Here is a 22,325-nt window from a genome sequence, read left to right as displayed (position 1 = left end):
ATGCAATCTTTGCCGCCGCTGGCGGAGTTGTCATCGGCGGTGACGATCCGGGGGATGTCCTGTCCGCGCCGGCCGGGCTATGTCGGGGCCGAGGGAACGAAACAGCGAAAGACCGATGGCCATGACCCTGCCGATCCTTCCTGCCTCGGGCGCGAAAGGCCCGTCCCTGCGCCGCCTGCTGCTGGCGGGCGCGGTCCTCGCGGTGTCGGCCCTGCCGCTGGCCCTTCCGCTGGCCGCGCAGGAGCAGCGCGACAGCGCGGTCTACGACCTGCAGTTGCGGGGCATCACCGCCGGCACCCTGACCATCGACGGCCGCACCGCCGGGGGGCGCTATCAGGCGACGGGCCGGCTGCAAAGCAGCGGGCTGCTGGCAATGCTGCGCAAGATCCGCTACGACGCCGAGGTGCGCGGGCAGGTCGCGGGCGGGCGGCTGGTGCCCTCCCGCTATGTCGAGGCGGCGGATACCGGCAGGCGCCAGTCCAACGCGGTGATGGACTATGTCCGCGGCGTGCCGCAGGTGAAGGAATACCAGCCCCCGCGCAAGCCCGACGACAAGGCGCTGGACCCGGCGACACAGGCCGGCACCGTCGATCCGATGACGGCGGCCTTCGCGGTGCTGCGCGACGTGCCGGCGGATCAGGCCTGCAACCGCAGCCTCGCGCTGTTCGACGGCCAGCGCCGCACCGCCGTGTCGCTGGCGACCCCGAAGGCCGCGCCGGGCGGCGGTGTCACCTGCGCGGGCGAATATCGCCGGGTCGCGGGCTTTTCCGCAGACGACATGGCCGAGAAGACCCGCTTTCCCTTCACCCTGCATCTGGCCCCGGCGGGCGAGGGGATGCTGCGGGTGACGCAGGTCACGATGGACACGATCTATGGCAAAGGCGCGCTGAAACGGCGATAAGCCGGGGCGTGAGCCAGACCGACCTTTCCCCGCTGCCCATCGACGCGGCCCTTCCGGCGCTGCTGGATGCGCTGCGGATGCAGGGGCGCGCGGTGCTGATGGCGCCGCCGGGGGCGGGCAAGACCACGCGGGTGCCCCTGGCGCTGCTGCAGGCGGGGCTGACCGTCGGCCGCATCGTGATGCTGGAACCGCGGCGCCTGGCGGCGCGGGCGGCGGCGGAACGGATGGCCGCGACGCTTGGCCAAGAGGTCGGGGGCACGGTCGGCTATCGGATCCGGGGCGAGGCGAAGACCTCGGCCGCGACCCGGATCGAGGTGGTGACCGAAGGTATCCTGACCCGGATGCTGCAATCCGACCCGGACCTGCCCGGCATCGGCGCGGTGATCTTCGACGAATTCCACGAACGCAGCCTGAATGCCGATCTGGGCCTTGCCCTGACATGGGAGGTGCGCGGCGCGCTGCGGCCCGACCTGCTGGTCGTGGTGATGTCGGCCACGCTGGATGCGGCGCCCGTGGCCGCGCTGCTGGACGACGCGCCGGTCGTGGCCTCCGAGGGCCGCGCCTTCCCGGTCGAGACGCGCTGGCTGGCGCGGGCGCCGGACCGGTCCTTGCGCTTCGAGGCGGCGGTGGCGGGGCTGGTCGAACAGGCGGTGGCCGAGACGGTGGGGGGCGTGCTGGTCTTCCTGCCGGGCGAGGGCGAGATCCGGCGGGTGGAGGCGGCGCTGAAGGGGCGGCTGCCGGCGGAATGCGCGGTGCATCCGCTGTTCGGCGCGATGGAATTCGCCGCACAGCGCGCGGCGATCCGGCCGGCGGCGACCGGGCGCAAGCTGGTGCTGGCGACCTCGATCGCCGAAACCTCGCTGACCATCGAGGATGTGCGCGTGGTGGTCGATGCCGGGCGGGCGCGGCGGGCGCGCTTCGATCCCGGGTCGGGCATGTCGCGGCTGGTGACGGAACGGGTGACGCGGGCCGAGGCGGAACAGCGGCGCGGCCGGGCGGGCCGGGTGGCGCCGGGCATCTGCTACCGGCTGTGGACCAGGGGCGAGGAGGGGGCGCTGGCCGCCTTTCCCCCGGCCGAGATCGAGACGGCGGACCTGTCGGGCCTGGCGCTGGAACTGGCGGTCTGGGGGGCGGATGCGGGCGATCTGGCCTTCCTGACCCCGCCCCCCGCCCCGGCGCTGGCCGAGGCGCGGGCGCTGCTGGCGGGGCTGGGGGCATTGGACGGGCAGGGGCGGATCACCGCGCATGGTCGGGCGCTGGCGGCGCTGCCGCTGCATCCGCGGCTGGGGCACATGCTGGCGGTGGCGGGGCCGGACGCGGCGCCGCTGGCGGCGCTGCTGGCCGAGCGCGACCCGCTGAAGGGCGCGCCCGCCGATCTGTCGCTGCGGCTGGCCGCGATCCGCGACCCGCGCGGCTTCGAGGCGGATCACGTCTGGCCGGTGCATCGCGGCACGGTGGAGCGGGTGCGGGCCGAGGCGAAGCGGCTGGCGCGGCTGGTGAAGCCGGTGGCCGGGACCTTCGCCCTGCCCGAGATGGCGGCGCTGGCCTATCCCGACCGGATCGGGCTGCGCCGCAAGGGCGAGGCGCCGCGCTGGCTGCTGTCGGGCGGCAAGGGGGCCGCGCTGGCCGAAACGGACCCGCTGGCGAAGGCGCGGCTGATCGTGGCGACGGACCTCGACGGCGATGCGCGCGAGGCGGGCATCCGGCAGGCGGTGGAGATCGCCGAGGCACAGTTGCGGCGGCTGTTCGCGGACCGGATCGGCTGGCACGACCAGTGCGAATGGTCCCGACGCGACGGGCGGGTGGTGGCGCGGCGGCAGGAACGGCTGGGGCCGCTGGTTCTGGACGACCGGACCTGGCCCGACGCGCCGACCGAGGCGCTGGCCCGGGCGGCGCTGGACGGGATGCGGCAGGTCGGCCTGACCTTCACCCCTCGCGCCGCCCGGCTGCGCGCCCGGATCGCGCTGCTGCGCGAGGAAGGCGCGGACCTGCCGGACATGGGCGAGGCGGCGCTGCTGGACAGCGCCGAAGACTGGTTGCTGCCCCATCTCGCGGGCCGGCGGACGGAGGCCGACCTGCGCGGCATGGACCTGACCGAGCCGCTGAAATCGGCGCTGACATGGGACCAGCAGCAACTGGTCGACCGGCTCGCGCCGGAGCAGTTCGAGACGCCGCTGGGGCGGCGGGTGCCCATCGACTATGACGGCGAGGCGCCCGGCATCGAGGTCCGCCTGCAGGAGATGTTCGGCGTCACCGTCCATCCGACCGTGGGGCCGAAGCGGCGGCCGCTGCGGATCACGCTGCTGTCGCCCGGGGGCAAGCCCGTGCAGGTGACGATGGACCTGCCGGGCTTCTGGGCCAGCAGCTATGCCGATGTGCGGCGCGACATGCGCGGCCGCTATCCGCGCCACCCCTGGCCCGAGGACCCGACGGTGGCGGAGCCGACGCTGCGGGCCAAGCCGCGCGGGACCTGACCGTCACCAGTGGGGCGGGCGCTGGTCGGCCAGCGGCACCGTGCCGCCGGCATCGGCCTCGCGTTCCGCCTCGCGTTCCAGCAGCAGCGCGACGCGGCGGGTGAGCAGGTCGATCTCGCGCGCCTGCCGGGTCACGACCTCGGACAGGTCCTCCACCGTGCGGGCCAGATGGGCCAGCGCCTCTTCGGCCTGATGCAGCCGCTCTTCCATCGTCCGATCCTCCGTCCTGCCGCGCTTGTTCCCGCGCGAGCCTTCCGCTACACCCGCGCCCGACAGCAGTCGAGGCGAGACATGGCCAAGGACAAAGCCCCCCGCAGGCCGCGCGCGGAAACGCCCAAGGGCTTTCGCGACTATTTCGGGACGGAAGTGACGGAACGCAAGGCGATGCTCGACACCATCGCCGAGGTCTATCATCGCCATGGCTTCGACCCGCTGGAAACCTCGGCCGTCGAGACGGTGGAGGCGCTGGGCAAGTTCCTGCCCGATGTGGATCGCCCGAACGAGGGCGTCTTCGCCTGGCAGGAGGAGGACAGCGACTGGCTGGCGCTGCGCTATGACCTGACGGCGCCGCTGGCCCGCGTCGCCGCGCAATATCGCAACGACCTGCCCGCGCCCTACCGCCGCTATGCGATGGGGCCGGTCTGGCGCAACGAAAAGCCGGGGCCGGGGCGGTTTCGCCAGTTCTACCAATGCGATGCCGATACGGTGGGCGCGCCCTCCGTCGCGGCGGATGCGGAAATCTGCGCCATGCTGGCCGACACGCTGGAGGCAGTGGGCATCCCGCGCGGCGACTATCTGATCCGGGTCAACAACCGCAAGGTGCTGAACGGGGTGATGGAGGTGGCGGGCGTGCTCGACCCCGCCGACCCCGGCCGCTTCGCCGAGGAACGCGGCATCGTGCTGCGCGCCATCGACAAGTTCGACAAGTTCGGCGAGGCCGGGGTGCGCGCGCTGATGGGCGAGGGCCGCAAGGACGAGAGCGGCGACTTCACGAAGGGCGCAGGGCTGTCGGACGCACAGGCGGATACGGTGATGGGTTTCATGTCCGCCAAGCGCGGCGACGGCGCGGCCACGGTCGCGCGGCTTCGGGACCTGGTGGCGGGGTCCGCCACCGGCGCCGAGGGTGCGGACGAACTCGAAACCATCGCGGCGCTGCTCGACGCGCAGGGCTATGGCCCGGACCGGATCGAGATCGACCCCTCGGTGGTGCGTGGCCTCGGCTACTACACCGGCCCGGTCTTCGAGGCGGAACTGACCTTCCAGATCACCGACGAAAAGGGCCGTCCGCGCAATTTCGGCTCGGTCGCCGGGGGCGGGCGCTATGACGATCTGGTCAAGCGCTTCACCGGGCAGGCGGTGCCGGCCACGGGCGTCTCCATCGGCGTGGACCGGCTGCTGGCCGCGCTGCGCGCCAAGGGCCGGATGGGCGCCACCGCCCCCGGCCCGGTGGTCGTGACGGTGATGGATCGCGATCGGATGGCCGACTATCTGGCGATGGCGGCCGACCTGCGCCGCGCCGGCATCCGGGCCGAGGTCTATCTGGGCAACCCGAAGAACTTCGGCAACCAGCTGAAATACGCCGACAAGCGCGCCGCCCCCGTCGCGGTGATCCAGGGCGGCGACGAGGCGGCGCGGGGCGCGGTGGTGCTGAAGGATCTGGTGCTGGGCGCGGCCATTGCCGAGGATGCCAGCCGCGAGGAATGGGCGCAGCGGCCCGCGCAGGTCGAGGTGCCGCGCGCCGATTTGGTGGCCGAGGTCCGGAAGATGCTGGGGCAGGGCTGATGGCGACCAAGGCCGAGGCCCGCGCGACCGGGCAGGCGCTGCTGGCCGGGTTCCGCGCCGCGGGCGCCGCCGAGGTGGAGGCGCCGGTGCTGCTGCCGGCCGGTACGCTCCTTGACCTTTATGGCGAGGATATCCGGGCGCGGGCCTATGTGACGCAGGACCCGCTGCAGGGCGAGATGATGCTGCGCCCGGATTTCACCGTGCCGGTGGTGCAGATGCACATGGCCGGGGGCGCCGATCCGGCGCGCTATTGCTATCTGGGCGAGGTGTTCCGCAAGCAGGAGCATCGCGGCCCCCGCAGCGCCGAATATTTCCAGGCGGGGTTCGAGATCTTCGCCCGCGAGGCGCCCGAGACCGCGGATGCCGAGGTCTTCGCCCTGTTCGCGCAGGTGCTGGCGCCGCTGGACCTGACCGCGACCATGGGCGACATCGGCATCCTGATCGACGCGGTGAAGGGGCTCGACACGCTGCCCGCGCGCAAGGCGGCGCTGCTGCGGCATATCTGGCGGCCCCGGCGGTTCCATGCACTGCTGTCGCGCTTCGGCGCAGCCGGGGTGCCGCGCGCGCCCTCGCCCGTCGCCGCGCCCTGGATCGGCCTCAGGGGCGAGGACGAGATCGCGGCCCGGCTGGCGGCGCTGGCCGAGGATGCCGCCGCCCCGCCCATCGCCGAGGCCGAGGTGGCGCTGCTCGACGACCTGTTCGACCTTGCCGGACCTGCGCCCGAGGCACTGGCCCGGCTGGGGGACCTCGCCGAACAGATGCCCGCCATCGCCGGTGCGGTGGACCGGCTGACGCGACGGATGCAGGCGATGGCGGCGCGGGGCGTCGATCTGGACGCGATCCGGTTCGAGGCGAGCCACGGCCGCACCACGCTGGAATATTACGACGGCTTCGTCTTCAGCTTCGCCAGCCGCGACCCGGGCCTGCCGCCCGTAGCCTCGGGCGGGCGCTATGACGCGATGACGGCGATGCTGGGCGCCGGCCGCTCGATCCCGGCTGTGGGCGGGGTGATCCGGCCGGGCGTGGTCTTCGACCTCGGGGGGCGGCCATGACGCTGAAACTGGGCGTGCCCTCGAAGGGCCGGCTGATGGACCAGTGCTTCGACTGGTTCGCGGCGCGCGGGCTGACGCTGGCGCGCACCGGGTCGGACCGGGAATATGCGGGCGCCGTCGAGGGGTGCGCGGGGATCGAGCTGGTGCTGCTGTCGGCGGGCGAGATCCCGCGCGAACTGTCCGCCGGGCGCATCCATCTGGGTGTGACGGGGTCGGACCTCGTCCGCGACCGGCTGGCCGACTGGCAGGATCAGGTGGCGGAACTGGCGGCGATGGGCTTTGGCCATGCCGACCTGATCGTCGCGGTGCCCGCCTGCTGGACGGATGTCGAGACGCTGGACGACCTCGACGCCGCCGCCGCCGCCTTCCGCCGCCGCCACGGCTTCCGCCTGCGGATCGCGACGAAGTATCACCGGCTGGTGCGCGACTTCCTGCGCGACAATGGCGTGGCCGATTACCAGCTGGTCGACAGCCAGGGCGCGACCGAGGGAACGGTGAAGAACCTGACCGCCGAGGCCATCGCCGACATCACCTCGTCGGGCGAGACCCTGCGCGCCAACCACCTGAAGATCCTGTCCGACGGGCTGATCCACCAGAGCCAGGCGACGCTTTTCGCTGCCCGGGCCGCAGACTGGTCGCCAGAGACGGGCGAGGTGCTGGAGCGGCTGCTGCCGATGCTGGGCGCCGCGCGGCCGGCGGGGATCTGAGGCGGAAGGAGGGAGGGGGCCTTCTGCCCCCTCTTGCCGCGGACGCGGCAATTCACCCCCGAGGATATTTTCGAACAGAAGATGGGGCCGCCTAGCGCAGCCCCATCCGCGCCAGTTCCTGCATCAGCGCCTCGGGCAGCGGCTCCTCGCGCTCGCGCCCGGCCGGAAGGTCGCGGGGGCTGTCGGCCGGGGTCAGGTAGCGCCAGCCCTGGAAGGGGCGGCGGGGCAGCGGCTCGGTCCGGACCAGGGCCGGGTCCATGACGATGGCGCAGCGGGGGATGCCGTCGACGCCCGTCACCTCGCGCAGGTCGAGGATCCGCTGCCGGGCCAGCACCACGCCGCGGAACACCCAGTAGAGCGAGCCGCCGGCCAGCACCTCGGGCGCGCGCTTCGGCCACATCCGGGTGATGTGGAAGGGCGGCTCGTCGCTGAACCGCTGCGCCTGCCAGCGGGCCAGATCCTCGACCCCGTCGGCGCCGACGCAGAGCTTGATGAGGTTGACATGTCCGGCCAAGGGCGATGCGGTCCGACGGAAGGGTGGAACGGGTCCGCCCTATCTAGGCGCGGGCGGGCGGCGAGGCAACCGCGCCGGCGCCTCACCGCCATCTGCCTGTCGCCCGCTGTCAGCGGAACATTGCAGGCAGCCACAGCGACAGCGCCGGGATGTAGGTGACCAGCATCAGCGTCGAGAAGGCGGCGAGGTAGAAGGGCCAGATCGTCCGCATCGCCTGGCCGATGCCGATGCGGCCCACCGCGCAGCCGACGAACAGCACCGAGCCCACCGGCGGGGTGCAGAGGCCGATGCCGAGGTTCAGGATCAGGATCACGCCGAAATGAATCGGGTCCACGCCGAAGGCCTCGGCCACCGGCAGGAAGATCGGGGTGGTGATCACGATCAGCGGCGACATGTCCATGAAGGTGCCGAGGATCAGCAGCGTGACGTTGATCAGCAGCAGGATCACCAGCGGGTTCTGCGAGATGTCCTGCAGGAAGGCGATCATCGCGGCCGGCACCCGCAGATAGGCGAGAAGCCAGCCGAAGCAGGCGGCCGAGCCGATGACCAGCAGCACCATCGCCGTGGTGCGGACGGCGCCGAAGGTCGCCTCGACGAATTCCGGCCAGGTCAGGGTGCGGAAGACGAACAGCGTCACGAACAGCGCATAGACCACCGCGATGTTGGAGCTTTCCGAGGCGGTGAAGATCCCCGACCGGACGCCGCCGAAGATCAGCGCCACCAGCAGAAGCCCCGGCACCGCGCTGACGAAGAGCTGGCCCAGCACCGCGAAGCCGGGGAAGGGCTCGGTCGGATAGCCGCGGCGGCGGGCGACGGTCCAGGCCGCCACCATCAGCGACAGCGCCAGCAGCAGGCCCGGGACGATCCCGGCGGTGAACAGGTCGGCGATGGACAGCCGCCCGCCGGCCGAGATCGAATAGATGATCATGTTGTGCGAGGGCGGGATCATCAGCGCGATGATCGAGCCGACGACGGTGATGTTCACCGCATAGTCCACGTCATAGCCGCGCGCCTTCATCTGCGGGACCATCAGCCCGCCCACCGCCGAGGCATCGGCGGTGGCCGAGCCCGAGACGCCGCCGAACATCACCGAGGTCAGGATGTTGACCTGCCCCAGCCCCCCGCGCAGATGCCCGACCAGCCCGCCCGCCAGCGCCACCAGCCGCCGGGCGATGTCGCCCCGCACCATCAGGTCGCCCGCGTAGATGAAGAAGGGGATCGCCATCAGCGCGAAGACCGAGACGCCGGAATTCAGCCGCTGGAACACGACCACCGGCGGCAGCCCGAGATAGAGCACCGTGGCGAAGCTGGCGATGCCGAGGCAGAAGGCGACCGGGGTGCCGATCAGCAGCAGGCCTACGAAGGTTCCGAACAGGATCAGCAGTTCCATGGCCTAGTCCTCCACCACATCGCCGAAGCGCAGGGTGCGCAGCCCCGCCATCCGCCGGGCGATCCGTTCGGCGGTGAAGATCACCAGCAGCAGGCCGCCGCCGATGACCGGCGCGAAGTCGAAGGCGCGCGACAGGCCGAGGCCGGGGATCACGTTGCTTGCGGCCTTGGCGGCCAGCGCCCAGCCATACCAGACCATGCCGATGCCGAAGGCGGCGATGGCGAGGTCGGAGATCGTGTGGAAGACCGGCTTCAGCCAGTCGGGTACGATGTAGAGCAGCACGTCGAAGGACAGGTGCGAGCCTTCGCGGATGCCGACGGCGGCGCCGAGGAAGATGAACCAGCCCATCACCAGGATCGCGGCGGGTTCCGCCCAGTAGAGGCTGTCGTTCAGCAGGTAGCGCACGAAGACCTGCGCGAAGACGAAGGCCGTCATCAGGACCAGACCGGCCCCGGCGGTATAGAGGGCGGCGCGTGCCAGAAGGCTGGTGGCGCGTTCCACGGCGAGCATCAGGTCGCGCATGGCGGACTCCGTATGGGCGGATCGGGCCGCGGCACCATCGGGCGCCGCGGCGGCAATATCGGCCGGGGCCGGTTATTCCGTCGCCTGAATGCGGGCGACGAGGTCCTTCAGTTCCGGCGTCGTCACATACTTGTCGTAGACCGGACCCATGGCCTCGATGAACGGGGTCTTGTCGATGTCGCGGACGATCTCGACACCGGCCTCTTCGACCTTCGCCTCGGATTCCGTCACCTTGGCATCCCACAGCTCGCGCATCACCGGAACCGAGTCCTTCGCCGCCTGCGCCACGATCTCCTGATCCTCGGGGCTCAGCTTGTCCCAGCTCATGGTCGAGATCGCCAGCGCCTCGGGCATGATCAGGTGTTCGTCGAGCGTGTAGTATTTCGCCACCTCGAAATGGCCCGAGGTGTCATAGGAGGGCGGGTTGTTCTCGGCCCCGTCGATGACGCCGGTCTGGATCGAGGAATAGACCTCGCCATAGGGCATGGGCGTCGCGTTGGCGCCGAGCGCGGCCATCATGTCCACGAAGACGTCGGACTGCATGACGCGGAACTTCATGCCTTCGAGGTCGTCGATGGACTGGATCGGCTTTTGCGAGTTGTAGAAGGACCGCGCCCCGCCGTCGTAGAAGGCCAGCACCTTCAGGTCATGCGCCTCGAAGCCCTTGGCGATCTCTTCGCCGATGGGGCCGTCCATCACCTTGCGCATGTGCTCGCTGGACCGGAAGATGTAGGGCAGCGACACGATCTGCGTTTCCGGCACGAGGTTGTTGAACGGGCCGAAGGAGGCGCGGACCATGTCGATGACGCCGAACTGGGTCTGTTCGATCGCGTCCTTCTCCTCGCCGAGGGTCGAGGCCGGGAACACCTCGATGCAGAGCCGCCCGCCCGAGCGTTCGGACACCATCTCGCCCATCCGCTTCACCGCCTCGACGGTCGGATAGCCGTCGGGATGGGTATCGGCCGACCGCAGCGTGATCTCGCAGGCCCCCGCCGCCGATCCGGCGAGGATCGTGCCGCAGATCAGGAAGGTCTTGGTCAGTTTCATCTTGTCCTCCACTCTTCGGGCCTCCCCAGCCCATGCAGCCCCTCTCAGCGGAGGGGCGGGAAACGGAACAGCTCTTCGGGATTGCTCACCAGCACCCGGTCGCGCGCGCCCTCGGGCAGCCAGCCCAGCACCCGGTCGGCCAGATCGGCATCGTCGGGATAGTCCGTTGTCGTCCGCGCCATGTTGTGCGGCCAGTTCGTGCCCCAGACGATCCGGTCGGGCGCATGGGCGGCGATCCGGCGCGAGAAGCCGGCGACATCCTCGTAGGGGGCGCCGTCGCGGCTGGATTCGTAGACGCCCGCGAACTTGAACCAGACATTGCCCCGGTCGATCAGCCGCAGCAGCGCGTCGATTTCCGGCGCATCGGCGGCGGCGCCGCGCAGGAACTTGCCGTGATGGTCCAGCACCCAGCGGCTGCGCAGCCGTTCCAGCCGGGGCAGATGGGCCAGCAGGTCGCTGCCGTCGAACTGCACCGCCAGCATCCAGCCTGCGGCATGGGCGCGGTCGTCCACCGCCTCCAGCTCGGCCAGGCCCACCGCGCCGCCCGGCAGATCCATGATCCGGGCGCCGACCACCCCCGCCGCCTCCAGCCGCGCCATCTCGGCCTCGGTCGTTTTGGCGCCGATGGCCGCGACGCCGCGGGCGCGCTCGCCCATCTCGGCCAGGCAGGCCAGCAGGTTGCCGTTGTCGCGCTGATGCGCATTGCCCTGGGTGATGACCACCCGGTCGATGCCGAGCCAGCCCATCACCTGCCGGTAGGCGTCCGCGCCGGGCAAGGGATCGGGCGGCAGGCCCGGCCCGCCGGGCTGCGCCGGGAAGCCCGGCAGATACATGTGCATCTGCGTGTCCACCGTGCCGCGGGGCAGGGGCGGGGCCGGCGGGCGGCCGGTCAGCCTGCGCTCGATCATCGTCATGCCTCCGGCATCCTGAATTCGGCCAGCGCGTCGCGGTCGATCTCGATCCCCAGGCCGGGGCCGTCGGGGATGGCGACGACCCCGCCCGCCGGCTCGATCGGGCGGGTCAGCACCGCCTGCCGGAACGGGTTGTGGGTGCGGTCGAATTCGAGGATCGGCTCCACCGGGTTTACCCGCACCGGGTCGGGCACCATTGCCGCCATGAACTGCAGCGCCGCGGCGATATGCACGCCCGTTCCCCAGACATGCGGCACGACGCGGATGCCCTGCAGGCTGGCCAGCGTGGCGATCTTCGCGGCCTCCGACAGGCCGCCGCAGCCGGCGATGTCGGGTTGCAGGATGTCCACCGCCCGCGCCTGCAGCGCCTGCCAGTGGCCCCAGCGTCCGTGCCATGTCTCGCCGCCCGCGACGGGGATCGGCTGACCCGCCCGCACCTCGGCATAGGCGGACAGCTGTTCGGGGACCACGGGCTCCTCGAACCAGTCGATGTCGAACTCCGCGGCGGCGCGGCCCAGACGGATCGCCTCGGCCACCGTATAGCCGTGGTTCGCGTCGATCATCAGCCGCATGTCCGGGCCGATCGCCTCGCGCACGGCGCGGATCACGGCGAGGTCCTCGGTCAGGCCGAAGCCGATCTTGATCTTGCAGGCATGGAAGCCCTCGGCCCGCCGTTCGGCCATCTCGGCCGCATTGTCGGCGACGCGGTCCACCCCGTCGCGCCGGAAGCTGCCGGTGGCATAGGCGCGCAGGCTGTCGCGCCAGCGCCCGCCCAGCAGGACCGAGACGGGCTGCCCCAGATGCCGGCCCTTGATGTCCCACAGCGCAATGTCGATGCCCGACAGCGCGGTGACGGCCAGCCCGCGCTGCCCCTGATCGCGCAGCGCGTTGTAGAGCACGGCCCACAGCCGTTCCGTCGCGAGCGGGTCCTGCCCGATCAGCCAAGGCGCATAGGCCGCGACCACGGCCGCGTTGGGCCGTGCGGGGCCGAGGCATTCGCCCCAGCCGACGGTGCCGTCGTCGCATTCCACCTCGACCAGCACATGCGCCCGGCGGTCGAAGCGCATCGAGGCGCTTTCGAAGGGCACGTCCAGCCGGTGTTCCAGCAGATGGGTGCGGATGGCGGCGATCTTCATGATCAGGCGGCCGCCTTGCGCTGCCACGGCGCGATCAGCGCCGCCAGCATCTCCGTCTCTTCCCCGGTCAGGTCGGTCAGCGGCGGGCGGACGGCGCCGGCGGCGAAGCCCTGCAGCCGCACGCCCGCCTTGATGGCCGAGACGGCATAGCCCTTGGCCCGGTTGCGGATCGCCATGAACGGATAGAAGAACTCGTTCAGGATCCGCTCGCAGGTGGCGCGCTCGCCGGCCCGCAAGGCCCGGTAGAAATCCACCGCCAGCGCCGGGACGAAGTTGAACACGGCCGAGGAATAGGTGGTGAAGCCCGCGCCGAGATAGGCCTCGGCGAACAGTTCCGCGGTGGGCATGCCGCCCAGATAGGTCAGCCGGTCGCCCATCTTCGCCGTCACCTGCCGCACCAGCCCGATATCCCCTGTGCCGTCCTTGAAGCCGACGAGGTTCGGGCAGTCGTCGCACAGCCGGGCCAGCGTGTCGGGCTGCAGCACCGCATTGTCGCGGTTGTAGACCATGACGCCGAAGCCCACCGAGCGGCACACCGCCTTCACATGGGCATAAAGCCCTTCTTGCGGCGCGTCGATCAGGTAGTGCGGCAGCAGCAGGATGCCGTCGGCCCCGGCCTTCTCGGCCGAGCGGGCGATCTCGACCGCCATTTCGGTGCCATAGCCGCAGCCCGAGACGATGGCGGTATCGCCGGCCACGTCCTTGGCCGCCGCAACGATGGCCGGGATTTCCTCGGGCGCGAGCGAGAAGAACTCGCCCGTGCCGCCGGCGGCGAACAGCACCGGCGCGGGAAAGCCCGCCAGCCACTCCACATGCGCGCGGTAGCTGTCGGCGGCAAAGCGGCCCTCGGCGTCGAAATGGGTCACGGGGAAGGACAGGAGGCCGGAGCCGAGCGTCGTCTTCAGCTGGTCGGGGGTCATGGGGCGCCTTTCCGGGTCGTGTTGCAGAGGTGCTAACGGCCGCCCGAGAGTCTGTCAACAAGTCATAGTACAAGTGGATCGGAATCGCGCATCATATGTCGGTCGAGACTCTCGTGGTCTGCTGTAGATACTCCGTACTTACAAGAAAAATATGAGATATTAGTGGCCATTGCCGCCGCACAAGGTTGACGTAACTTGCATGATGTGTTTCAGACTGACCCTGCGTCCGGGGGCTGTCGAGGTGCCGGGCGGCGCGGTCCCGACCCCAGCGAAGGAGCAGCAGAGATGACCTTCACCCCCCATGGCCGGCACCTGATCGCCGGCGGCTGGATCGCGGGCGAGGCGACCTTCGACTCCTCCCCCGCCGAAGGGCCGTCGCACGCGTTTTCCGCAGGCACACCCGCGCTCGTTGCCCGGGCCTGCGCGGCGGCCGAGGCGGCCTTTCCCGCCTTCGCCGCCACCAGCCGGGCCGCGCGCGCGGCGTTCCTCGACGCCATCGCCGAGGAGATCGAGGCCCGCGCCGAGGCCATCACCGGGATCGGAACGCAGGAGACCGGCCTGCCCGCCGCACGGCTGGAGGGCGAGCGCGGCCGCACCATCGGGCAGCTGCGGCTGTTCGCGAGCCACATCCGCGACGGCGCCTATCTCGACCGTCGCCACGATCCGGCGCTGCCGGACCGCCAGCCGCTGCCCCGGCCGGACTTGCGGATGATGCAGCGCCCGATCGGGCCGGTGGCGGTATTCGGCGCCTCGAACTTCCCGCTCGCCTTCTCCACCGCGGGGGGCGACACCGCGGCGGCGCTGGCCGCGGGCTGCCCGGTGGTGGTGAAGGGGCATTCCGCCCATCCCGGGACCGGCAAGATCGTGGCCGAGGCGATCCGCGCCGCCGTCGGCCGCACGGGGATGCCCGCCGGCGTCTTCGGCCTGATCCAGGGCGGCGACCGCCGGGTGGGCGAGGCGCTGGTGACCGACCCCCGCATCAGGGCGGTGGGCTTCACCGGGTCGCTGGCCGGGGGGCGGGCGCTCTTCGACCTCTGCGCCGCACGGCCGGAACCGATCCCCTTCTTCGGCGAGCTGGGCTCGGTCAACCCGATGTTCGTGCTGCCGGGGGCGCTGGCGGCGCGGCCGGCGGCGCTGGGGCAGGGCTGGGCCGGGTCGCTGACCATGGGCGCGGGCCAGTTCTGCACCAATCCCGGCATCGCCGCGGTGCCGGCAGGGGCCGATGGCGACGCCTTCGTCGAGGCAACCGCCGCGGCGCTGCGGGCGGTGCCGGCGCAGACCATGCTGACCGACGGCATCGCCCAAGCCTATCGCGCGGGCAAGGACCGTTTCGACAGCCGCAATGCGGTGCGCCCCGTCCATGTCACCGACAGCGCCGGGCGCACGGCCAGCCCCAATCTTTACGAGATCGGGGCCGAGGCCTTCCTCGCCGATCACACGCTGGGGGAAGAGGTCTTCGGCCCGCTGGGCCTGGTGGTGCGCACCGGGTCCGAGGCCGACATGATCGGCCTCGCGCAGGGGCTGCAGGGCCAGCTGACCGCGACGCTGCAGATGGAAGATGCCGACCTGCCGCTGGCGCGGGCGCTGCTGCCGATCCTGGAGACCAGGGCCGGGCGGGTGCTGGCCAACGGCTTTCCCACCGGGGTCGAGGTCGCCGATGCGATGGTCCATGGCGGGCCCTATCCCGCCTCGACCAATTTTGGCGCCACCAGCGTCGGCACGCTTTCGATCCGCCGCTTCCTGCGCCCGGTCTGCTATCAGAACCTGCCCGCGGCGCTGCTTCCCGAAGACCTGCGCTGATGCGCCCGCCCGCCCGGCCCATTGCGGCCCGGGCGGGGCAGAGATACCTAGCGAAGACGTGTTCAAGAGGCAGGCATGGCGCGCACGGCACCCACCGACCTACATCGCGGCCCGGCCCCGGCCGGCGGAACGCTGGTGATCCGCCTGCGCGACGCCATCCGCGGCGAGATCGAGAAGGGCCGCTACCGCCCCGGCGACCGCCTGCCGAGCGAGGCGCAGATGACGCAGGAGTTCGGCGTCAGCCGCACCGTCGTCCGCGAGGCGGTGGCGGCGTTGCGTTCCGAAGGGCTGGTCGAGGCGCGGCAGGGCGCGGGGGTCTTCGTGCTCGACCCGCCGCCCGCCGCCGAGGCGCCGTTCCGCAACCTCGATCTGGACCGCGTCTCCTCACTGGTCGAGATGCTGGAACTGCGCACCGCCGTCGAGGGCGATGCGGCGGGGCTGGCGGCGCTGCGCCGCTCGCCCGCGCAGGAGGAACGGATCGTGGAATGCCACCGCGACCTGATGCGCCGGGCGCGGGCCGGCGAACCCACCGCGGATGCCGATTTCGCGCTGCACCTCGCCATCGCCGATGCCAGCAACAATCCCCGCTTCCGCGACTTTCTGGCCTTCATGGGGTCGAACGTGATCCCGCGCCGGGCCGTGGTCGAGGGCGATGACAGCCCGGTGCCCGCCGATTACCACGCGCTGCTGAACGACGAACACGAGGCCATCGTGGCGGCGATCCTGGATGGCGACGAGGACCGGGCGCGGGACGCGATGCGCCGGCATCTGAAGAACAGCCAGGCCCGCTATCGCGCCGTGCTGCGGGCGCGGCGGGGCTAGGGGGCCGGCGGACCCGGCGCGCCCGCCCGTTCGCGCGCGACGGCCCGGGCGACATCGGCCAGCGTCGCCAGGTCGGGGCCGGTCGCCGTCTGCCGCATCGTCAGCCCGACCGCACCGGCCAGCGACCGCGCCCCCAGCGGCAGCTCCACCAGCAGGCCGCGGTCGAGTTCGTCGACGATCACCCCGCGCGAGATGAACCACAGCATGTCCGAGCCGAGGCACAGCCCGCGGCCGAGCGCCAGCGACACCGTCTCGACCGCGGGCCGCTGCCCGGCAAGGCCCAGCGAGGCGAGGCAGGCATCGACCGCGGGGCGGATCAGCGCGGTGGCGGGCGGCAGGATCAGCGGCACGCGGGCCAGCGCCTCGGCCAGCGGGCGATGGGCCAGCGGATGCCCGGCCCGCGCCGCCAGCACCACGTCTTCCTCGTAGAGATGGTCGAAGGTCAGGCCCGCCATTTCCTGTGCGCCGGGAAGGCGGCCCACCATCAGGTCGATGGCGCCGTCGCGCAGCATCTGCATCAGGTGGAAATGCGGCCCCGTCTCGACCGCGAGCACGACCTGCGGCCGCAGGTCGCGAAAGCGCAGCATCACCTGTGGAAAGAACCGCGTCGCCACGGTCGGCAGCACGCCCATGCGCAGGCTGCCCGCCTGCCCGGGTTGCAGCGCGGCGGCCCCGGCCTCCAGCGTGCCGATCGCGGCGGCGGCATGGCGGCGGAACAGCTGCCCCGCCTCGGTCAGGACCAGCCGGCGGCCCTGCCGCAGGAACAGCGGCTGGCCCAGCAGATCCTCCAGTTCCGCCAGCGTGCGCGACAGGGCGGGCTGGCTGATCCCCTGCCGCCGGGCGACGGCAGTCAGCCCGCCCTCGGCCGCGATGTCGAGGAAGGCACGGATATGGCGCAGCTTCACCGCCGGATGCATGATCGGGCGGTTATCCATCCTGCAGCATTCGGCATTGTCTCCGCGGTTTTCGATGTGCCAGATTATGGGCGGGAGGATCACCGTGCAAGTTCTGACGCTGGACTGGGGGGCGATGCATGTCCGGGTCGACGGGCCGGAGGCCGCGCCCGCCATCGTCTTCGCCAATTCGCTGGGAACCGACCTGCGCCTGTGGGACGCGGTGCTGCCGCTGCTGCCGGGTCACCGTGCCATCCGCTTCGACCTGCGCGGGCACGGGCTGTCGGATTGCGCAGCCCCCTTCGCCATCGAGGATCTGGCCCGCGACGCCGCCCGCCTGATCGAAGCGGTGGCCGCGGGGCCGGTCGTCTTCGTCGGCCTCTCCATCGGCGGGATGATCGGGCAGGCGCTGGCGGCGGCGCGGCCCGATCTGCTGCGCGGGCTGGTGCTGGCCTGCACCGCCACCCGGATGGGCACGGCGGAGGGCTGGCGCGACCGGATCGCGGCGGTGGAGGCCGGGGGGATCGACCGCATCGCCGATGCGGTGCTGGATCGCTGGTTCGCGCCCGGCTTCCGCGCCCGGCCGGAGTTGCCGCTGTGGCGGGCGATGCTGACCCGCACCCCGGCCGCGGGCTATGCCGCCGCCTGCGCGGCCATTGCCGGGGCCGACCTGACCGCGGCCGCGCGGGCCATCGACCTGCCGGTGATGGTGATCGCCGGGGCCGAGGATGGCGCGGCGCCGCCGGATCAGGTGGCGGCGCTGGCGGCGCTGATCGGGGGCGCGTCCTTCCACGTCATCCCCGGCGCGGGCCATCTGCCGCCGGTCGAGACGCCCGAGGCCATGGCTGCGCTGCTGCGGCCCTTCCTGACCGACCATGCGGGCTGACCGGCCCGCGCCACCTTCCTTCCGCATCGCAGGACCGACATGCCCGCAGCCCCCGCCGACAGCGCCCTTTACCGCCGGCTTCTCGGCGATGACGAGACGGCGGCGCTGTTCACCGACAGCGCCGAGATCCGGGCGATGCTGCTGGTCGAGGGCGCGCTGGCGCGGGTGCAGGGCCGGCTGGGGCTGATCCCCGACACGGCGGCGGCCTTCATCGACCGTGCCGCGCGCGAGGTGCAGATCGACCCCGCGGCGCTGGCCGGGGCCACGGCCACGGATGGCGTGCCGGTGCCGGGGCTGGTCGCGGCCTTCCGCGCGGCGATGCAGGCGCCGGACCATGCGCAATACCTGCATTGGGGCGCGACCAGCCAGGACATCGTCGACACGGCGCTGGCGCTGCGGCTGCGGCGGGTGGCGATGCTGTGGGACGGGCGGCTGGCCGCGCTGCTGGCGGCGCTGGCGGATCTGGCCGAGGCCCATGCCGACCTGCCGATGGCGGCGCGCACCTACGGGCAGGCGGCGACGCCCACCAGCTTCGGCGCGGTCGTGGCGGGCTGGGGAGCGCCGGTCCTGCGGCACCGGGCGCGGCTGGCGGCGCTGTCGCCCGATCTGGCGGTGGTGTCGCTGGGCGGGGCCGCCGGCACGCTGTCGGCGATGGGGCCCGAGGGGCCGGCCGTCCGCGCCGCGCTGGCCGAGGCGCTGGACCTGACCGATCCCGGCGCCTCGTGGCATGCCGAACGCGACCGGATCGGCGCCTTCGCCGGCTGGATGGCGGGGCTCTGCGCCAGTCTGGGCAAGCTGGGCGAGGACCTGATCCTGATGGCGCAATCCGGGATCGGCGAGATCCGGATCGCCGGGGCCGGGGGATCCTCGACCATGCCGCAGAAGCAGAACCCCGTCGGCCCCTCGGCGCTGGTGGCGCTGGCGCGGCAGGTCGGGGCGCTGGCCGCCGCGATGCAGGGGGCGGGGCTGCACCGGCAGCAACGCGACGGCGCGGCCTGGTTCACCGAATGGCTGGTGCTGCCGCAGCTCTGCATCTCCACCGGGCGGGCGCTGGCCCTGGCGGTGGACCTCGCCGGGCGGATCGCGCCGGTGCCCGAGGCGATGGCGCGCAATCTGGATGACGGCAGCGGGCTGATCCATGCCGAGGCGATGAGCTTCGCGCTGGCCCGCCAGATGCCGCGGCCCGAGGCGCAGGCGCGGATCAAGGCCCTCTGTGCCGAGGCGCTGGCCGTCGGGCAGCCCCTGCCGGTGCTGGTGCAGCGGGACTTTCCGTCGCTGCGGCTGCCGGCGGCGTCGACGGGCACGGCACCGGCCGAGGCGCGGGCCTTCGCCTCGGCTGCGCGAACCGGATAAGACCAGCAAATCCGGCACTTGGCCGGGATTTGTCACATTTCGTTGACATGATGTCCTTAACCGGGGTCCCATCCCAGACTCTCGCGAAGGACGATCCGTTGACCCTGTTCCCTGCCCGCGCCGCCGCCCGCGCCGCCGTCTTGGCCTCCACCACCTCGCTGCTGGCGCTGTTTGCCGTCGCCGCCCTGCCGGGCGTGGCTGCCGCGCAATCCGCCTGCGTGCCCGACGCCCCGGCGGATGGCGATGCCGTGGTCTGTTCCGGCACCGGGACCGGCATCGTCGATGACGGGCTCGACGACGCGACGATCGAGGTGCTGGCCGGGGCGGTCATCGACGGCGGCGCGACCCAGGCCTTCGAATTCGACGATGGCGTGACCTTCACCAATGCGGGCACCCTGTCCTCGACCGACGACCATGCGGTGCAGGGCGACAATGACGTGACCGTCACCAATACCGGCACGATCACCGGCGGCGATGGCGACGGCGTCAACATCGACGACAACGGCACGATCATCAACAGCGGCACGATCACCGGCGGCGACGACGGCGTGCAGACCGAAATCGGCGGTACCGTCATCAATACCGCGACCGGCGTGATCACCGCCGCGGGTGAGGGCGTGAACGTCAACCAGCCCGATGCCGTGGTCATCAATGACGGGATCATCGAGGCGGTGGACGACGCGATCAACGCCGGCACCAACGCCACCATCACCAATACCGGCCGCATCACCTCGACCGGCGATCAGGACGGCGTCGACCTCGACTTCGGCACCGTCACCAATTCCGGCCTGATCGAATCGCTGGGCTCCGAGGACGGCATCGACTTCGACCCCAGCACCGAAGCCTCCACCGTCACCAACAGCGGCACGATCCGCGGCACCATCGCGATCAACACCGATCCCGCCGATACCGGCGCGCAGACGGTGGTGAACTCGGGCAGCCTGATCGGCCTCGGGGGCACTGCGGTCAATCTGGGCGCGGGCGATGACGTGCTGGTCCTGCAGCAGGGGTCGGTCGTCGAGGGCGCGATCGAGATGGGCGACGGCGCTGACACGCTGGAGATCGCCTATACCGGCATGGAGGTGCTGACCTTCGGTTCGGCGATCGAGACGGTGACCACGGCCGGCCCGGCGGTGGTGGCCGCGACCGGGGTGGTGCTGCTCGATGACGCGGTGCTGTCGGCCGAGGACCGGGCGGGGCGGGACCTCGCCTTCGGCCTGTCGCGGCAGGTGCTGGTGGCGGCGGCGGGGGCGGGGGTCTGGGCCTCGGGCTTCGGCATCGGCAGCAGCGCCGATGACGAGGACGTGCTGTCGGGCGCGATCGGCTATGACCACGCCCTGGGCGGCGTGCAGGTCGGCGGCTTCCTGTCGCGGACCGGCGCGGGCGATCTGGAGGCGACGCTGGTCGGCCTGCGCCTGTCGGGCGGCACGCCGGTCTTCGGCTATGCCGCGACCGTCTTCACCGGCGAGACCGGGGGCGACGACATCGCCGGATCGGACGGCGCCGACGGCACCCTGACCGGCGTGGCCGGCCGGCTCGACTGGGTCATGCGCCCGGCCGAGGCGGGGGCGGGGCTCGACCTCGCGCTGGAAGGCGGCTTCAGCCGGCACGAGATCGACGGCTACGACCTCGACACGCTCGCGACCCGCATCGACGGGCGCGACGTGGAATCGAGCTACCTGCGGCTGGAACTGGGCGTGCCGATGATGCTGGACGCCGACACCCGCCTGCGCGGCTTCGTCGCCGTCACCGGCCAGCAGGGCGATGCCGACGCGATCACCGCCAGCTTCGGCGGCGCCTCGGCCAGCTTCGACGCCGAGGACGACCTCGACCGCACCGCCTTCAGCCTCGGCGGCAGCTGGAGCACGCGGCTCGCCTCGGGGATGATCCTCGATGCCCGGCTGGAAGCCAGCGTGGACGACGAGGACGAGACGGGGCTGACGGCGGGGTTCGGGCTGCGCCTGCCGCTCTGACCCTTGCCTGACGCCTCAGGGCGGGTCGGCGCAGTCCTCGGCGCTCCAGAGCAGGACGGGGGGGCCGGGTTCGGCGCCCAGTTCGTGGCAGGTTCCGGCGGCGCAGAGGGTCCATCCGGCGCCGGTTTTGCCCGAGGCGGCGAGCCGGACCAGGCGTTGCGGCGGCAGGTCGGGCGTCGCGTGCCAGCCGCCGTCGCGGAACACCGCGCCGGCGGGCGGCTCCATCCCCGCGCCGCTGCCGGTCATCACCGCCTCGACCGGGCGCAGGCCCGCCTCCGAAACGGTCCAGACCTCGTGCCAGCGGATCTTCTCCACCGAATGGGTCCAGTCGAGCGTGAAGCGCTCCGCCGCCAGCGCCAGCAGCAGGCCGCCGGCGGCGATGCAGAGGCTCATGCCGGGGCCTGTCCCTGCCGGCGCAGCCGCAGCCAGTGCAGGACCCCGAACAGCGCGGCGAGCGCGAAGCCGATCTCGTCCGATACCGGCAGCGCCACGATCAGCGACACGCCGCCGGCAAAGGCGACCAGCCGTTCGGGCAGGGTGGCGCGGCCCAGGAACTGGCCCACCACGGCGACGCCCCAGAGCCCGACCCCCAGCACCGCCTTCAGCAGGATATAGGCCACCTCCACCGGATAGCCGAGGCTCGCGGCGAGCGGCCCGCCATCCTGCAGCATCAGCGCCGGCGTGTAGACCGCCATGAACGGGATCACGAAGCCCGCCACCGCCAGCCGCACCGCCTGCAGCGCGATCTTCAGCCCCGAAGCCTTGGCGATGGGCCCGGCGGCGAAGCAGGCCAGCGCCACCGGCGGGGTCAGGTCGGCCATGATGCCGAAGTAGAAGACGAACATGTGGCTGACGAGGAGCGGCACGCCCAGTTCTAGCAGCGCGGGTCCGGCCAGCGAGGAGGTGATGATGTAGTTGGGGATGGTGGGGATGCCCATGCCGAGGACGAGGCAGGTCAGCATCGTCAGCACCAGCGACAGGAACAGGTTGTTCTCGCCCACCGCGATGATCGCGCCGATGAAGGTCGAGGCGATGCCGGTCAGGGTCAGCGTGCCGATGACGATGCCGACGATGGCGCAGGCGATGCCCACCGGCAGCGCGTTGCGCGCGCCCTGCGCCAGCGCGTCGCGCAGGATGCCCAGCGTCGGGCGCGCGCCCTTCAGGAGCGCGCAGGCCGCCACCAGCAGGCCGATCACCAGCACCAGCAGGTTGACACCGTATTCGAGGAAGGCCGCCGAGGCG

At 71.9% G+C, this 22,325-nt stretch carries 21 protein-coding genes; 10 read left to right on the top strand and 11 right to left on the bottom strand.

Features of this window, described 5'->3' with window-relative positions:
* The first annotated feature begins 121 nt into the window (after positions 1-121).
* The gene (locus EEY80_RS18930; protein WP_126979320.1) at positions 122-901 is read left to right on the top strand and encodes a DUF3108 domain-containing protein; all 780 of its coding nucleotides are present in this window, start codon (positions 122-124) and stop codon (positions 899-901) included.
* A gap of 8 nt (positions 902-909) precedes the next feature.
* Positions 910-3,375: an ATP-dependent helicase HrpB gene (gene hrpB, locus EEY80_RS18925; RefSeq protein WP_268885665.1), complete on the top strand. Its 2,466-nt coding sequence runs from the start codon at positions 910-912 to the stop codon at positions 3,373-3,375.
* A gap of 3 nt (positions 3,376-3,378) precedes the next feature.
* Here hrpB and EEY80_RS18920 read toward each other — a convergent pair whose 3' ends face one another.
* Complete coding sequence (locus EEY80_RS18920) at positions 3,379-3,585, bottom strand: SlyX family protein (protein WP_126979318.1); 207 nt, start codon at positions 3,583-3,585, stop codon at positions 3,379-3,381.
* 81 nt (positions 3,586-3,666) lie between these two features.
* Between EEY80_RS18920 and hisS the strand changes: the two genes are divergently transcribed.
* Genes hisS through hisG form a run of 3 tightly spaced genes read left to right on the top strand, consistent with a single transcriptional unit; the run spans position 3,667 to position 6,916 of the window.
* The gene (gene hisS, locus EEY80_RS18915) at positions 3,667-5,157 is read left to right on the top strand and encodes a histidine--tRNA ligase (RefSeq protein WP_126979316.1); all 1,491 of its coding nucleotides are present in this window, start codon (positions 3,667-3,669) and stop codon (positions 5,155-5,157) included.
* Positions 5,157-6,209, top strand: a complete 1,053-nt coding sequence (locus EEY80_RS18910) for an ATP phosphoribosyltransferase regulatory subunit (protein ID WP_126979314.1) — start codon at positions 5,157-5,159, stop codon at positions 6,207-6,209. The genes hisS and EEY80_RS18910 overlap by 1 nt, the downstream gene beginning before the upstream one ends.
* Positions 6,206-6,916 (top strand): ATP phosphoribosyltransferase, encoded by a 711-nt coding sequence (gene hisG, locus EEY80_RS18905; RefSeq protein WP_126979312.1) that lies wholly within the window; start codon positions 6,206-6,208, stop codon positions 6,914-6,916. The genes EEY80_RS18910 and hisG overlap by 4 nt, the downstream gene beginning before the upstream one ends.
* 91 nt (positions 6,917-7,007) lie before the next feature.
* Here the strand turns inward: hisG and EEY80_RS18900 are convergent, their stop codons facing one another.
* The 7 genes from EEY80_RS18900 to kdgD form a co-directional block, all read right to left on the bottom strand.
* The gene (locus EEY80_RS18900; RefSeq protein ID WP_126979310.1) at positions 7,008-7,430 is read right to left on the bottom strand and encodes a DUF1489 family protein; all 423 of its coding nucleotides are present in this window, start codon (positions 7,428-7,430) and stop codon (positions 7,008-7,010) included.
* 109 nt (positions 7,431-7,539) lie between these two features.
* Positions 7,540-8,820: a TRAP transporter large permease gene (locus tag EEY80_RS18895; protein ID WP_126979308.1), complete on the bottom strand. Its 1,281-nt coding sequence runs from the start codon at positions 8,818-8,820 to the stop codon at positions 7,540-7,542.
* A gap of 3 nt (positions 8,821-8,823) precedes the next feature.
* Entirely contained in the window at positions 8,824-9,342 is a 519-nt protein-coding gene (locus tag EEY80_RS18890) for a TRAP transporter small permease (RefSeq protein ID WP_126979306.1), read from the bottom strand.
* 72 nt (positions 9,343-9,414) lie between these two features.
* Positions 9,415-10,389 carry a TRAP transporter substrate-binding protein gene (locus EEY80_RS18885; RefSeq protein WP_126979304.1) on the bottom strand — a complete coding sequence of 325 codons (975 nt, stop codon included), beginning with the start codon at positions 10,387-10,389 and terminating at the stop codon, positions 9,415-9,417.
* A gap of 44 nt (positions 10,390-10,433) precedes the next feature.
* The gene (locus EEY80_RS18880) at positions 10,434-11,303 is read right to left on the bottom strand and encodes an amidohydrolase family protein (RefSeq protein WP_126979302.1); all 870 of its coding nucleotides are present in this window, start codon (positions 11,301-11,303) and stop codon (positions 10,434-10,436) included.
* The gene (locus EEY80_RS18875) at positions 11,300-12,436 is read right to left on the bottom strand and encodes a mandelate racemase/muconate lactonizing enzyme family protein (protein WP_126979300.1); all 1,137 of its coding nucleotides are present in this window, start codon (positions 12,434-12,436) and stop codon (positions 11,300-11,302) included. Before EEY80_RS18875 ends, EEY80_RS18880 begins: the two co-directional genes overlap by 4 nt.
* A 2-nt stretch (positions 12,437-12,438) precedes the next feature.
* Entirely contained in the window at positions 12,439-13,356 is a 918-nt protein-coding gene (gene kdgD / locus EEY80_RS18870; protein WP_126979298.1) for a 5-dehydro-4-deoxyglucarate dehydratase, read from the bottom strand.
* Between the two features lie 285 nt (positions 13,357-13,641).
* On the opposite strand from kdgD, the gene EEY80_RS18865 reads away from it, so the two are divergent.
* Both EEY80_RS18865 and EEY80_RS18860 read left to right on the top strand, forming a co-directional pair.
* Complete coding sequence (locus EEY80_RS18865; RefSeq protein ID WP_126979296.1) at positions 13,642-15,156, top strand: aldehyde dehydrogenase (NADP(+)); 1,515 nt, start codon at positions 13,642-13,644, stop codon at positions 15,154-15,156.
* Positions 15,157-15,231: 75 nt separating this feature from the next.
* Complete coding sequence (locus EEY80_RS18860; RefSeq protein WP_126979294.1) at positions 15,232-15,978, top strand: FadR/GntR family transcriptional regulator; 747 nt, start codon at positions 15,232-15,234, stop codon at positions 15,976-15,978.
* On the opposite strand, the gene EEY80_RS18855 is transcribed toward EEY80_RS18860, so the two are convergent.
* On the bottom strand, positions 15,975-16,913 hold the full coding sequence (locus tag EEY80_RS18855; RefSeq protein ID WP_164738323.1) for a LysR substrate-binding domain-containing protein: 939 nt from the start codon (positions 16,911-16,913) through the stop codon (positions 15,975-15,977). The two genes, EEY80_RS18860 and EEY80_RS18855, sit on opposite strands and share 4 nt — an antisense overlap.
* Positions 16,914-16,977: 64 nt before the next feature.
* Here EEY80_RS18855 and pcaD point away from each other — a divergent pair, with 64 nt between their 5' ends.
* From pcaD to EEY80_RS18840, 3 genes are all read left to right on the top strand, one after another.
* Entirely contained in the window at positions 16,978-17,757 is a 780-nt protein-coding gene (gene pcaD, locus EEY80_RS18850) for a 3-oxoadipate enol-lactonase (RefSeq protein ID WP_235829914.1), read from the top strand.
* A 39-nt stretch (positions 17,758-17,796) separates the two neighbouring features.
* Positions 17,797-19,110: a lyase family protein gene (locus EEY80_RS18845; protein ID WP_126979288.1), complete on the top strand. Its 1,314-nt coding sequence runs from the start codon at positions 17,797-17,799 to the stop codon at positions 19,108-19,110.
* 98 nt (positions 19,111-19,208) lie between these two features.
* Positions 19,209-21,083: an autotransporter outer membrane beta-barrel domain-containing protein gene (locus EEY80_RS18840; RefSeq protein WP_126979286.1), complete on the top strand. Its 1,875-nt coding sequence runs from the start codon at positions 19,209-19,211 to the stop codon at positions 21,081-21,083.
* Between the two features lie 15 nt (positions 21,084-21,098).
* On the opposite strand, the gene EEY80_RS18835 is transcribed toward EEY80_RS18840, so the two are convergent.
* Both EEY80_RS18835 and EEY80_RS18830 read right to left on the bottom strand, forming a co-directional pair.
* Positions 21,099-21,476, bottom strand: a complete 378-nt coding sequence (locus EEY80_RS18835) for a DUF1850 domain-containing protein (RefSeq protein ID WP_126979284.1) — start codon at positions 21,474-21,476, stop codon at positions 21,099-21,101.
* Positions 21,473-22,325, bottom strand: an 853-nt coding sequence (locus tag EEY80_RS18830) for a TRAP transporter large permease subunit (protein WP_126979282.1), incomplete at its 5' end; no start/stop codon positions are given. The genes EEY80_RS18830 and EEY80_RS18835, both read right to left, overlap by 4 nt.

The sequence above is a fragment of the Frigidibacter oleivorans genome (assembly GCF_003993775.1).
In the GTDB taxonomy this organism is placed as follows: domain Bacteria; phylum Pseudomonadota; class Alphaproteobacteria; order Rhodobacterales; family Rhodobacteraceae; genus Frigidibacter; species Frigidibacter oleivorans.
This window is presented reverse-complemented; position numbering and strand designations above follow the sequence as displayed.